We start from the raw sequence: 13594 nt of genomic DNA, 5'->3' as shown, positions 1-13594 counted from the left end.
GGAAATGGGGTATGGTGTGCGCATGAACGATCTTTCGCTTCCCGCCTGCCGAGTCTGTGGCGCTTCCGCCGGTTTTCGAAGCGTTCTCGACATTCCCGGGCTGCTCGTCGTCCGCTGTCCGGTCTGCGGGTTGGTTTTTGAAGTTCTTGAGGGGCAGGGGGAAACGGATGTCGGTTACGACAACATTTATCCCCGATCGCCTTCGAGCGGCCGCCCCCGCCGCGGTCTCCGCCGCCGCTTCGGCATCTGGGAATCGCGGTTGAAAGCGGCCCCGGGTTCGCGGGTGTTGGAGGTGGGTTGCTCCTACGGTTTTTTCGTAGAATACCTGGTCGAGCGGGGATGGCGGGCCCAGGGAGTGGACGTCAGCGCCAATGCCGTATCCTATGCCCGAGGCCGCGGGCTTTCGTGCCGGTGTCTCCGGATCGAGGATTTTCCCCCCGGGGAGACCTTCGACGCCGTGGTTATGATCCATGTCCTCGAACATCTGCCCCGGCCGGTGGAGATGCTCAAATTCGTCAGCACTCTGCTCGAACCCGCCGGCATTGTTTATATCCGGGTTCCCAACCTGGCGTCCCGTCTGGTGAACCGCGGCCGCACCGCTTTATTGGGCCATCTCAAGCCGCGGGAGCATCTCAGTTATTTCACTCCCGAGACCCTGACCCGGGCTTTGGGCGCCGCCGGATTTTCCGCGGAGGTCGGAGTGGAGGGAAGAAACAGCTGGGCCGATCTGGCCAACTCACGACTGAGGAGCCGGCTGGTATCGAGCCAAGCCTGGCGCGATTTTAATTATCGGACTCCCCTGCAGGAAAAGAACCTGTATACTTTTTTCAAGACTCTTTATGAAAATCATCTCCTGCGGTTTTTATCGGCTTTCCCCTGCGGCGGCGAAGATAGGGAGGTTGTAGCGGTTGGGCGGAAAAGAAAAGAAAACTCGGAGCCGGCAACGGAGTAGACAGCGGTGGCATCTCCCCGCGGTTGGGGCGGGGATACTGGTCTTTTTCGCGGTATTTTCCGCCGTTGCCTGGCGCAAATACGGTTCTTTCTCCTTCGGCGACATCGATCTGGCCCTGCTTAATCAGACCGCCTGGAACGCCGCCCACGGCTTCCTGGCGGGGGGGGCTCCCGGCCACGCCACGGTCTTTAACGGCGGTCATGTCTTTATCGTCCTGATTCTGCTGGCGCCGACGTACGCCCTTATGGGTTCTCCCCTCTTTTTGCTCACTCTCCAGGCGCTGGCCCTGGGGCTGGGGGCGTGGCCGGTGTACCTGCTGGCACGTAAAATCCTGGGAGATCCCTTCGGGCTGATCTTCGGCCTCGCCTACCTGGTGTTTCCGGCCATGAACTTCGTCTGTCTTTACGAATTCCATCCCATAGCCCTGACCACCCCGCTGTTGCTCGGAGCCGCCTGGGCCCTGGTTTCAGGACGTCGCTGGGGCTATTGGCTTTTAGTGGGGCTGGCCTTGAGTTGCCGTGAGGACGCGGCTATTCCCGTGGCGGCGCTGGGAATTTTCGCGGTGATCCAGGCCCGCGAACTCCGTTCCCTCGGGGCCGGTCGACAGGCGTGGGTCGGACTGGGGACCATCGCCGTCGCCGCCGTCTGGTTCGCCGTCTGCCTGAAAGCGATTCAGCCGGCGTTTCGTCCGGCGGTGATCGATCAGACCAGCGCTTCTCAAGCGGGCATGGCCTTTTTCAGCTGGTTGGGAAATTCTCCTCAAGAGATCGCCGTCAACCTCCTGACCCATCCTCTCGAAGTGGTTTCGGCCGTCTTCACCGGGCCCAAGCTTCTCTATCTGCTGCATCTTTTGGTTCCGGTCGCTTTTCTCGCCGTTTTCTCGCCCGCCGGCATGGCCGCTCTGCTCGTCAGCCTGGCCGAGGGGCTGCTCTCTCAGAGATTTTCCCACTACTCGATTCATTACCAATACTCCTCCATCATCACCCCCCTGGTCTTTCTGGGTTCGATCTTCGGGGCCAGGAACCTTCTCCGGGTCTTGTCCCTTCCTACCGGTCGCCGGGTCCTGGCGGGAGCGGTGATAATCGCCTCGGTTCTTTCCGCCTGGTTTTTCGGTCCGCTTTTCGAGCTTCCCCAAGGTTGGAGAACGTGGGCATATACCCGGGAAGACGCGGTTCGGGACCGGATGGTGGATGCGGTCCCGGCCGCAGCGCCGGTCATCGCCAGCTTCGCCTTCACCCCCAAGCTCTCCAGCCGTCCCTGGTTGTTCTACTTCTACCACCTCTACGCCTTTACCACCCACCCCGACTTTCGTCCGGAAATCCCGCCCGCGCGGGAAAAAGCCGAGTGGATCCTGGTTGATTTCGACGACTGGCTCACTTTTTACGACTTCTACACCCCCGGGGGGGACGAATCGGTCCGCGAATTTCTCCGGGAAGGACGGTGGCGCCTGGCGGCGTCGGTCAATTCCCTGGCTCTTTTCCGGCGGGGGGAGACTTACGAGCCCGGGGTGGTCGAGGCGCCGGCGCCGGCGGCCGGGGAGGAATTCCGGCCGGTGCCGGGGCTGCCCGGGCTGGAAATCGGCGCGGTGAAACTCGATCGGGGGGAGGAACTGGGTTTCCCCGTCGCCCGCCTCAGCGCCGAATTCATGGTCCGCCGCGCCCCGCTGCCGGATTTGCTGCCGGTCGTTCTTCTGACCGGCCCCTCCGGCTCCGCTCCTCTGGTTCAGCAGGCGCTGATGGCCCCGTACCGCATTTACCCCTCCTACCGCTGGCGGGCCGGGGAGCGGGTGCGCCTGCGGGCCAATATCCTGCTTCCCCCGGGGGCGTCCGGCAGCTACGACCTCCGGCTCCTGGCCCTGGCCCGGCGGTCCGGGACCGGGTTGAACCCGGCCCTGGATACGGCCATGATCCTCAACTACCTCCCCCGACAGGGGATCGCGCCGGCGGAACTGCTTGTGGAACTGCCGCTCTATTCGCGCCCCGGGGCCCTGAAACCGGACTAGCCCGCGGCCCGTCGTCCCGGGGCGGGGATGCTCCTTGCCAAAACGGCGCCGAGCCCCTAGAGTGACGGAACCGCGGTCCCGGGACGGGTACCGGGTCAGGCATGAGGTCAGGAGAAGACGGATAACATGGACGGTCTCCCCCCCAGAGTGGCTCGTGGAATCTGCCTGGCTCTGTTCTGCGCCGTTCTTCCCGCATCCGCCCGCGCCTCCTCCTGGGAGTTCGACCGCCCCGACGACGGGCGGGCCTGGAGCGGGGATGGGATCGCCGGCGCCGGGGTCGTGGGGGGAAGCTTCCGGTTCTGGGCTCAGAACCAGGCGGTGGTGTTCCTTCCGGGGCGCGCGGGACCGGAAGACCGGTACCTGCGGATCCGTTTCCGGGCCTTCTCCCCCCGCCTGGCGGGCGCTTTTTTCCAGGGACCGGGTCGCCCTCCCGAAGTTCTGGGCGAGGGCACGGCCGTCCGCGACCGCCGCTTCCACACGGTCTGGTTTCCTTTGCCGCCGGGCGCCGCCGAAGGGGTTCCAGGCCGTTTGGGGCTGTTCTTCAACGGCGCGCCGGGGTGGGTGGAACTGGATTCCGTGGAAATCCGGCCGTTCTCCCTCCCCGCCTACCTCTCCGACGGGTGGCGGGAATTCATGGCCCCCCGGCCCCTGCACCCCGGGACCGTCAATTCCCTCAACAGTCCCGTCCTCTACGGCCTGCCCCTGATCGATTGGGCGCTGGCCGCTGCCGCCCTTGCCGTTCTTATCGGTATCCTGTGCTCCATCGCCCGCGTCCGGTCCGGCGCGGGCGTCCGTGCCGTCGTCATTCGGACCGCGGCCGTTCTGGGCGCGGTCTGGGTGCTCTACGACCTCCGGGAGATGTACGGCATGGTCGAACTGGCCGGGGAGGTGAACCGGCAGTTCGCGGCTCCCCCCGCGCGGGAAAAAAACTATCCGGGGCTGGGGGATTTTTACCGCCTGGTCGACTTCGCCCGGGAGCATATCCCCCGGGACGCCTCGTACCATTTTTACCAGGGATGGCCCTACGATTGCCGGTTGATCTACTACCTCTACCCGCGCCGCCTCAACTGCGATACCGCCGCCAATATCGTTCCCGGGGAGAACATCCGTTATCACCTGATGTACGACAACCCCGAGATCGTCCCGGACCCGGTCTCACGCCGGCTCCGGCTGGTCGGACCGGGAGCGCCCGTCTTTATTTCCGGTCCGGGCCGCGTCGTGGCCAGGATGGACGAAAACACCTATGTCTTCCGCGAAGATGACGAATAAGGATTGAACAGCGGTATGGCTCTGCTCCTCAAAACCGCCGCCGCCTACCTCGTGCCCGGACTGGTCGGCTGGGTTCTGCTCGCCGCGGCCGAAGGACGCCGACCCCGGCTGACGCTCTGGGAAAAACTGCCGCTCGCCGTCGTCCTGGGCATGGGGGCCGTAGGGTTTTACCTGTTCTACCTGGGGGTGCTGGGCGTCGGCTTCTCCCGGCCGGTCGCCGCCGCCGTGTTGTTGCCGACGGCGGCGGTCGTCTGGGCGCTGGGGCGGCGGCGCGGTTGGCGGGCGTTGTGGGCGGCGGCGGCGCCTTTCCTTCCCCCTGACCGTTCGCGGGGAAGGCGCCTGCTGGCGGCGGCGGCCCTGGTGCTGGTGGGCGTCCACGCGGCGGTGGCGGCGGATCTTGTCGCCGTCAGCCCCAGTTATTTCGACGACAGCGTCTCGTTCTGGAACATGAAGGGGAAGGTTTACTTCGAACACCGCGGAATCGTCCTGGGCCGGGACGACCCCGATCTGCTGGGCCAGGCCAACCCCCATTATCCCAACGGGATCCCGCTCTTCAAAGCCTGGGTGGCCGTCTGGGCGGGGGAATGGAACGACAAACTGGTCAACCTCGACGCCCTCGTCTTGTATCTCTGCCTGGGCGCGCTGTTTTTCGGGGTCCTCTCCCGCTCGCTGCCGCCCCACCTCGGCGCCGTGTTCTCGTACCTGCTCATGAGCGTGCCCCTGCTCGCCTTTCACGCCGGTTTCGCCTACTACGACGCGGCGGTGGGGTTGTATTTCTTCGCCGGCATCGCCTACCTGGTCCGCGCCGCGGTGGAGCGGGACCGGCGGCTCCTGGCCGTCTCCGCCCTGGCTTTCGCCGCCGGCCTGTCCACCAAGGACGAAATGGTGGCCCTCTTCGGCGGCAGCGCGGTTCCGGTGCTGGCGCTGGTCCTGATCGCCGCCGGGATCGCCTGGCGGCGGAAGCTGGCCCTTTTCCTGGGTTTCCTGGCCCTGGCCCTTCTCCCCAACCTGCCTTGGTTCCTGGTCAAGGCCTCCTACAACCTTCAGCTGGGGCTTTCAGCCCAGGCCCGGGTGCTGGAATACCACTCCCAGGCGTTCGCCCTGCTGGAGCGCTATTTTTTCCACACCGGCAACTACAACCTCCTCTGGCCCTATTTCCTTCTGGCCGTCGCCGTTTCCGTTCCGGCCCTGATCCGGGACCGGGCGTACCGTCTGCGCTGGCCGGCCCTGGCCCTGTTCCTGGCCCTGGCCGTTTCTCTCGGGGTCTTCGTGTTTACACCCTTTTTCGAATGGCTGCTGGTGGGGACGACCATCAACAGAGCAATGCTCACGGTCATCCCGCTCATGGTATATTATTGCGCTCTGGCGTACTGGGAGGCGGCCCGTCCGGTTCCCGGGCCGCAACCGGAACCGAACAGGAAACGATAATGAACATCGCCGTGCTCATACCCTGCTACAACGAGGAAGCGACGATCGCCCGGGTGATCGGGGATTTCCGCCGGGAGCTCCCCGAGGCCGAAATTTACGTGGGCGACAACAACTCCGCCGACCGCACCGCCGAGCTGGCCGCCGCCGCCGGCGCCACGGTGATCCGCGATCCCCGGGTGGGGAAGGGGAACATGGTGCAGACCATGCTCGAGCGCTGCCGGGCCGACATCTACGTGATGGTCGACGGCGACGACACCTACTCGGCCGAAGACGTTCGCGCCCTGATCGAGCCGGTGGCCGCCGGCGAATGCGAGATGTGCATCGGCAACCGGCTCAAGATCTATCAGGCGGGCTCCTTTTCCGGCTTTCATCTTTTCGGGAACAAGGTCATCCGCTCCATCACCTACCGCCTCCACAAGGTCAACATCCCCGATATGCTCAGCGGGTACCGGGTCATGAGCCGCTCCCTCGTCGACGAGTTGAACCTGATCTCCGGAGGCTTCGAAATCGAGACCGAGATCAACATCAAAAGCGTCTGGCACGGGTTCCGGATCCGTTCCCGGGACATCGAGTACCGGAAACGGCCGGAGGGGAGCAGCTCGAAGCTGAAGACGATCAGCGACGGCTACCGGATACTTTTCAACATCTTCATGCTCCTGCGGGAACACCAGCCGATGACGGTGGGGGGCTGCGTCTTCCTGGGCGCGAACCTGGCCGCCGCCGCGCTCCTCGCGGCCGGCCTCGCGGACCGGAACCTTTTCGTTTTCGGTTCGGCTCTGTTCCTCTCCCTGGTCGGCTTGATCTCGCTGGGGATCGGAATCGTCCTCCATGCCATCAATATCGCTCACCGGGAGGAAGACAAGCACCTGCGCAAGCTCTCCGGCCGCGGTCTCTGAAGGTCCCGGGGGATTTCCCATGAAAGTAACGGTGATCAACGAGCCCTTCGTCCCCGATTTCTGCCGCACCCAGCGCTGGGCGGCCCGGACCCGGGGAAGGGTTCTGCGCCCGCCGGATTGGCTCGCCTACGCCACCGCGGTGCTGGAAAATTCCGGAATGGACGTGGAACTCTACGATTTCCCGGCGAGGCGCTGGGGAAAGGAGGAACTGCGTTGCCTGATCCGGGAGAAGCGCCCCGGGTACGCGGTGCTGGACTCTACCACCCCCTCGATCTATTCGGACATCGACTGCGCCCGGATCGTCAAGGAGGAAGCGGGGTCGGCGGTGATCATGGTGGGGCCGCACGCCAGCGCGCTCCCTGAAGAAACCCTGAAAGATGCCGCCGGCGCCGTGGACGTCGTCGTCCGGGGCGAATACGACTACGCGGTGCGGGACGTCATCGCCTGCCTGGACGCCGGGGAAGACCTGGCCGGGGTTCCGGGGATAGCGTATCGGCGCGGGGAGCAAGTCGTACATACCGGCCCCCGCCCCCTGATCGAGGACCTCGACCGGCTTCCTTTTCCGGCCTGGCACCAACTGGAGGTCATGTCCTACTTCGACGGAGGCAAGCTATACCCTTACTTCGATCTCATCTCCGGCCGGGGATGCCCGTTCCGGTGCAGCTTCTGCCTCTGGCCCCAGGTGATGCACGGCCGGCGTTATCGCCTGCGCTCGCCCGGAAACGTGGTCGACGAGATGGAGAACGACCTGCGCCTCTGGCCCCGGCTTCGCCGGGGGGAGATCTTTTTCGAGGACGACACCTTCACCGTCGACCGCCGCCGCGCCCGGGAAATCTGCCGGGAAATCCGGTCCCGCGGTCTCGGCGTCGCCTGGTCGGTCAACGCCCGGTCCGATACCGCAGACGCCGATCTTTTCCGGGAGATGAAGGAAGCGGGATGCCGCGAACTCCTGGTCGGGTTCGAATCCGGCGACCAGGAGGTTTTAAACCGGATGAAGAAGGGCATCACCCTCTCCCAGTCCGAAGAGTTCGTCCGCGCCGCGCACCGGGCGGGGCTGTCGGTGCACGGCTGCTTCGTCCTGGGCCTGCCGGGCGAAACCGTCGCCAGCATGGAACGGACCCTGGCCTTCGCCGGGTCCCTCAAACTCGACACCCTTCAATTCTCCGCGGCCATCCCTTTTCCGGGGACCGAGTATTACCGGTACTGCCGGGAGAACAACCTGATCCGGGCGCGGTCGTGGGAGGATTGGCTGGACGGCGGGGAACAGGCCACGGTGGTGGAGTACCCCGAGCTGAGCAAGGAGCAGATTCAGGCGTACGTGGACCGCGGGCTCAAATCCTTTTATCTGCGCCCCGGCTTTATGCTACATTTCCTCCTGGATACGCGCTCGTTCTCCGATCTTTACCGCAAGGTCCGGGGCGCAAAAAATTTTCTTTCGTATCTGTTTTCCCGGGACCGGGGGTAGGTCCGGGCCGGCGGTGCAACCGGGTTTTGCGGTCCGGCCGTCCCGGGCTCGATCCGGACGGGAATGATGTGAACGTTGTTTGGCTTGTTGCATGCGCCCTTTCGGGGAGCATCTGTCTTCTCCCTGTCGTCTACCGGGCGGTTCTGTCCTTTCGGGCCGCGGCCGCGTCCGGGGCCGGTTCCGACGCCGGGGACGGGGTCACTCCCTTTATCTCCGTGATCGTGGCGGCTCGAAACGAGGAGGCGGTTATCGGAAAAAAACTCCGGCAGCTGGCGGAATCGGACTACCCCGCGGCCCTGAGGGAAATCATCGTCGTCGACGACGCCTCCGACGACGGGACCGCGGCCGCCGCCGCGGGCGCCGAGGCGACGCTGCTCAGGCTTTCCCGGCCCTCGGGCAAAATCGGCGCCCTCAACCGGGGCCTGGAACGGGCTCGCGGCGAGGTCGTGGTCCTGACCGACGCCGACACCGACATCGGCCCGGGGTCGCTGCGGGGCCTGGCGGGGCGGTTCCGGGACCCGGAAATCGGAGCGGTCAGCGGGAGGCTGCGGGCGCGGCCGGGGGGACGCAGCGCCGGCTACGAACGGGCATACCTGGCCGAGGAGAACCGCCTGCAGGCGATGGAAAGCGCTTTTTCCTCGGTTCCGTTTATGTACGGCCAGCTCTGCGGTTTCCGCCGCGCCCTGGTGGAGCGTATCAACCCCGCCAGCGCGGTCGACGATATCGAGCTGGCGCTGGAGATCGTCGGGGGCGGGTTCAGGGTCGTTCAGGAACCGTCGGCGGAGGTGGAGGAGACGGCGCCGCCCACCGTTGGGGAACTGCTGAGGCAGAAACGCCGACGGGGGAGCTGCACCCTGGAGGTGGTCGTCCGCCACCTCCGCCTGCTCCGCCCCCGGTACGGTTTCTTCGCCTTGACCTTTCTCGTCCGGCGGCTGCTTCCCTTTTTTTTCCCGCTGCTGCTGGCGGTGTTCCTGGGTTCGCTGGCACTGTCGGCGGGGCCCTGGGCGGCTCTGGTGGCGGCGGTGGCGGTCTGGATCGCGGCTTTCGCCGCGGGCGGAAACTTCACCGTCTACATGACGTTGATGCAGGGCGTCATCGTCCTTATCTGGTATGATTACCTCTTCCGCCGCCACCCGGTCGGCGGCAACTGGAAGACGTCTGGCGGCGAACCATGAAAATACTGTTGGCCAACCCCCCGATTCTCCTCCCCCAGAAGGGGGACGAGGAACTTTACTTCATCAAAGCCGGGTCGCGCTGGCCGCACACCATCTTCAAAAAACGCTCGATGGCCTCGCCGTATCTGCCGTTCCCGTTTTTTCTCGGGTACGCCGCCGGGCTCCTGGAAGCGGACGGGTTCGAGGTCGAAGTCCTGGACTCGGTCGCCCTCAACCAGACCCCGGCCGAATTCTTGCGGGAGGCGGCCGCCCTCTCCCCGGACCTGGTCCTGATCGAAACCTCGACGCCCACCATCGACTACGACCTGGAGACGGCGAAGAGACTGAGGCAACAAAGCGGCTGCCGGACGGCCCTGGCCGGGCCCCATGTCACCGTCTTCGCCGCCGATGTGCTCGCCGCCAACCCCGAGATCGATTTTATTCTCCTGGGGGAGTACGAAACGAATTTCCTGGAATTGGCGCGGGCCCTGGCGGCCGGCGCCGACCCCGCTTCCGTGGGGGGCGTGGCCCACCGGCGGGACGGGGTTCCGGCGGTCGTTCCGTCTCCGGGCCTGGTCGAGCCTCTCGACCGGCTGCCGCATCCCGCCCGCCACCTCTTTCCCTCCAACCGCAGGAGCGATGCCGGAGCGTATTTCGACATCATCAACCGCCGCAAGCCCGCCGTCCAGCTTCATTCAAGCCGGGGGTGCCCCTTCCGCTGTTCCTACTGCCTCTGGGTGAACGTGATGTACGCCTCGGGCCGTTACCGGATGTTCACCCCCGGCTACGTGGTCGGGGAGATGGAGGAAGCGGTCGAACGCTTCGGAGCCCGGGAGATATATTTCGACGACGATACCTTCAGCATCAACCGCTCCCACGTCGAGGGTATCCTGGGGGAGATCGAAACCCGGGGCCTCGGGGTCTCCTGGTCCTGCATGGCCGACGCCGTCGGCCTGGACGGACCCCTGCTGGAACGGATGGCCCGGGCCGGATGCGTGGGGGTGAAGTTCGGCGTGGAGAGCGCCGCTCCGGCCGTGCTCGCCCATCTGGAAAAACCCGTGGACCTGGGCAAGGTGAGAGAGATCGTAAAGACCTGTTTCGATCTGGGCATCCGGACCCATGCCTCGTTCATGTTCGGCCTGGAGGGCGAGACTCCCGAGACCGTCGACGAGACCGTTGCATTCCTCGGAACCGTCCCCCTGGACTCGGTCCAGATCAGCTACCGGACCCCTTTCCCCGGAACTCCCGCCTATGACCGGCTCCGCAAAGACACCGGACGTTCGGTTGCCTGGAGCGAATTCGACGGCAAACGACGTTACGCCCCCGCCGGCGAGACTCCGGGCGAGTTCCTGGCCGGAGCGGAGAGCCGCGCCGTCCGGGCTTTTCTGAGAGGAACCCTGCGTAGCCCGCGCCGCCTGCTCCGCAAGGCGGGATACCTCGGCCGCTTTCTGGTCCGGGGCGACACCGTCCTCTGGCGCTACTACCTGCTCAAGATGCGGGAATTGATCCGCAGCGCCCGCAACCGCGGGAGCGTCGATTTTTCCGTCCATGAGAACGAACCGTCCTGACCGGCCGCCCCTGAAGGCCTCCGCCGCGCCGGGCCTCTTCCCCGCGGATGTCCTGGCCGTCAACGCCATGGATGACGGTTACGGCTCCACCCACCGTTTCCGCCACCTCCGCCGCGCCCTCCTCCGGGCCGGTTTCAAGGTGGCGTACGTCGAGTCCAATTACCGGGGAGACGATCCCGGCGTCATTTCCGTTGCCCAGGACCCGAGTCCGGCCGGTCTTGTCCGGGCTTCGTGGAAACGGATGAGGATCGTTCTCCGCGGCGGGTACCGGGTGCTGCTGCTGCAGACGTTCACCCCCCTGACCGTTCCTTTGCTGGTAGCGGCCAAACTCAGGGGAAAGGCGGTGGCGGTGGATTGGGACGATCTCGGGTATCCTCTTCAAGCCGGGCGTCTCCGTTCGGTTCTGGTTTGGATGTGCGAACGCGTTTTCCCCCGCTTCGCCGACTGCGTGACGACCCCCTCGCGCCACATCCGGGAATGGTCCGAGCGCCGGGGCCTGGGCAGTCCGGCGCTGGTTCCCCACGGCATCGATCGGGAGCTTTTCCGGCCCCGGCCGCCCGACCCCGAGCTGCGGGCGCGGTTGGGGCTCGGCTCCGGCCCGGTCCTGGTCTTCCTGGCCTCTTTTACCACCGGCGGCGTTTTGGACATCGACCTTATCCTGGGCGCGGCCGGCGAGGTCATGAAACGGCGCCACGACGCAAACCTGCTGGTGATCGGAGGGGGGCCGCTGTTCGCCGAGTGCCGGGCGAGGATGGAAGCGCCGGGGCTCGAGCGCTGCGTCACCACCGGCCTGCTTCCCCAGGAGGAAATCCCCTCCTACCTGGCCCTGGCCGACGTGGCCCTGGTCTTGATGCGGGACAACCTCGCCAACCGGATGAAGACCTCGCTGAAGGTGGGGGAGTACCTGGCGATGGGCAAGCCCGTCGTCGGGGCGGTGGTGGGGGAGACCGCCGATATTTTTTCGCCCTATCTTCATGCCTGTCCCCCCACCGTCCCGGGCCTGGCCGGGAAAATAATGGAGATTCTCTCCGGGACGCCGCCGCCCCGGAGGGAATTCGATCCCGAGGCCTACTCCTGGGAGCGCAGCGGCCGGCTTTTGACCGGCGCTCTTGAAAAAAAACTCGGCTTGAAGGGGAGGGGAGGGGAGTGAAAGGGGCGGCCAATCCGAAAAGGCCGGAGAAGTTCGCGCTGCCGGCGGTCGCGGTCCTGGCGCTGGGAAGCTTTCTCTTCACCTGGTTCTTCCTCATCCGCTCCCAGGGGCCGTTCTGCTGGGACGAGGCCCACCACTCCACCCTGAGCGCCTTGATCGCCCGGAGCCTGGGGGGCGCGGATCTCCGTGAATTCGGGCGCTGCACGAACATGCAGATCTATTGGCCGTTTTTCCATTCCTGGGTTTCAGCGCCCTTTCTCCTGGTCTTCGGATATTCCTACGCCGCGGCCCGGTCGGCGAGCGCGGTCCTGGGGGCCGGGGCGATCATGGCCGTCTTCGCCGCCGGCCGCGCTTTCACGGGGGGAAGAACCCTGGCGCCGGGGATGCTGGCGGCGGCGGGTCTCGCCCTTTCGCCCATGTTCTACACCATGTCCTCCACCGCCATGTTCGAGAACCTGGGGCTGCTGCTGACGTGTCTTCTGTGCGCGGTGTTTCTGGGATCGTGGCGCGGCCCTGGCCGCCGCCGTGCTGTCCTGGTCGGTGTTCTGCTGGCGGCCCTTTATTTCACCAAGTATATCTACGGAATTTTCACGGGCGTGGCCTTGGCCGCGTTCTGGCTCAGCTGCCTGCTCCCCGGCGGGGAGCGGGAAGACCGCCGAAGAATACTGAAAGGGATACCCTGGACGGCCCTGGGTTTCCTTCTCCCCTGGGGTCTCTGGATCGCCTTCCCCCCGCGCGACGCCAAGCTGGGGATGCTCTTCTACCGGATCGGGGATACCGGCGCCTGGAACCCCATGGGTTTGACGTTCTGGGAGACCCACCTCTTCTTCGTCCGGGCCCTGCTCTACGCCTACAGTTTTTCGTCCGTCGTCTACCTGGCGTACCTGGGGGGTATCGTGTACGGCGTCCTCGGCTGGCGGGGGCTCCGGAGCAGGTTTCTGCTCCTGCTGTTTCTCTCGTCGTTCGTTCCCATGTCCCTGATCGTCAACAGCCAGGAACGGTTCATCTACGTGCAGTTCCCGGCCCTGCTGCTGCTGTCGGCCGCCGCGGTCCTCTGGGCCTGGCGGAGGCTGTCCGGAAAGCCGCGCCTGGTCGCGGGCGCGGCGGCGACGGTGCTTCTGGCCGGCGATGCCGTTCATTTCCCTTCCCTGTGCAAGCAGACGATCAACACCGCCCTCGCGGTCAACCTCCAGCTCGACACGCTCTACCAGGATTACTCGGTATTTTTCGGGCTGGCCTCCTACCCGCGCTGGCTGCGCTTCCCCCGTGAGCACTTCAACCCCCGGGCCCCGCGTTCGGCTCCCCCCGAGGGGACCGAATCCGTGTACCTCTACGTCCGCGGGACCGTCGATCCCCGCTACGCTCTCTGCGCTCCCGCTCACCTGGGAACGCTCTCTCCCCACCTCTGGCACTGGAAAACCTTCGCCGAACCGTTTCCGGTCGCCACCGGCTGGGATCCGCGCTGCGCCTTTTTCCTCGGGCTCGAGGTCGGGGAAGAATCGCCTTACCGGCGGTTGGGCAACATGCACCTGGTTCGGGGAGCCGAGAGCTGGAACGATTATTACCGGACTCTGCGGGATCTGGGCCTGATCCGCGAGTATTCCCGGAGGACGTTTCCCGGCCTCGGCATCACCGCCGTGCTCTACGCCCGCACCGCTGCGCTCGACCGCCCGGAATGGCGCTGGGCGGGTTCGCCTCCCTGACCGGGGG

At 65.6% G+C, this 13594-nt stretch carries 10 protein-coding genes; all 10 read left to right on the top strand.

The window, feature by feature from the left end; translation table 11 throughout:
• Positions 1–22: 22 nt before the first annotated feature.
• Entirely contained in the window at positions 23–952 is a 930-nt protein-coding gene (locus PLZ73_01440; protein ID HOO76532.1) for a class I SAM-dependent methyltransferase, read from the top strand.
• Positions 909–2954 (top strand): DUF2079 domain-containing protein, encoded by a 2046-nt coding sequence (locus tag PLZ73_01435; GenBank protein HOO76531.1) that lies wholly within the window; start codon positions 909–911, stop codon positions 2952–2954. Before PLZ73_01440 ends, PLZ73_01435 begins: the two co-directional genes overlap by 44 nt.
• Positions 2955–3080: 126 nt before the next feature.
• Positions 3081–4223, top strand: coding sequence for a hypothetical protein (locus PLZ73_01430; protein HOO76530.1), 1143 nt, complete (start codon positions 3081–3083; stop codon positions 4221–4223).
• Positions 4224–4238: 15 nt separating this feature from the next.
• The gene (locus tag PLZ73_01425) at positions 4239–5651 is read left to right on the top strand and encodes a hypothetical protein (GenBank protein ID HOO76529.1); all 1413 of its coding nucleotides are present in this window, start codon (positions 4239–4241) and stop codon (positions 5649–5651) included.
• On the top strand, positions 5651–6547 hold the full coding sequence (locus tag PLZ73_01420; protein ID HOO76528.1) for a glycosyltransferase: 897 nt from the start codon (positions 5651–5653) through the stop codon (positions 6545–6547). Before PLZ73_01425 ends, PLZ73_01420 begins: the two co-directional genes overlap by 1 nt.
• Positions 6548–6566: 19 nt before the next feature.
• Complete coding sequence (locus PLZ73_01415) at positions 6567–8012, top strand: radical SAM protein (GenBank protein ID HOO76527.1); 1446 nt, start codon at positions 6567–6569, stop codon at positions 8010–8012.
• A gap of 68 nt (positions 8013–8080) precedes the next feature.
• Positions 8081–9187 (top strand): glycosyltransferase, encoded by a 1107-nt coding sequence (locus tag PLZ73_01410; protein ID HOO76526.1) that lies wholly within the window; start codon positions 8081–8083, stop codon positions 9185–9187.
• A complete protein-coding gene (locus PLZ73_01405; protein ID HOO76525.1) occupies positions 9184–10734 on the top strand; it encodes a radical SAM protein in 1551 nt (516 codons plus the stop codon). Before PLZ73_01410 ends, PLZ73_01405 begins: the two co-directional genes overlap by 4 nt.
• The gene (locus tag PLZ73_01400) at positions 10715–11884 is read left to right on the top strand and encodes a glycosyltransferase (protein HOO76524.1); all 1170 of its coding nucleotides are present in this window, start codon (positions 10715–10717) and stop codon (positions 11882–11884) included. The genes PLZ73_01405 and PLZ73_01400 overlap by 20 nt, the downstream gene beginning before the upstream one ends.
• The gene (locus tag PLZ73_01395) at positions 11881–13587 is read left to right on the top strand and encodes a glycosyltransferase family 39 protein (GenBank protein ID HOO76523.1); all 1707 of its coding nucleotides are present in this window, start codon (positions 11881–11883) and stop codon (positions 13585–13587) included. The genes PLZ73_01400 and PLZ73_01395 overlap by 4 nt, the downstream gene beginning before the upstream one ends.
• Positions 13588–13594: the final 7 nt, after the last annotated feature.

The sequence above is a fragment of the bacterium genome, assembly GCA_035380285.1.
Taxonomy (GTDB): domain Bacteria; phylum Auribacterota; class Erginobacteria; order Erginobacterales; family DAOSXE01; genus DAOSXE01.
This window is presented reverse-complemented; position numbering and strand designations above follow the sequence as displayed.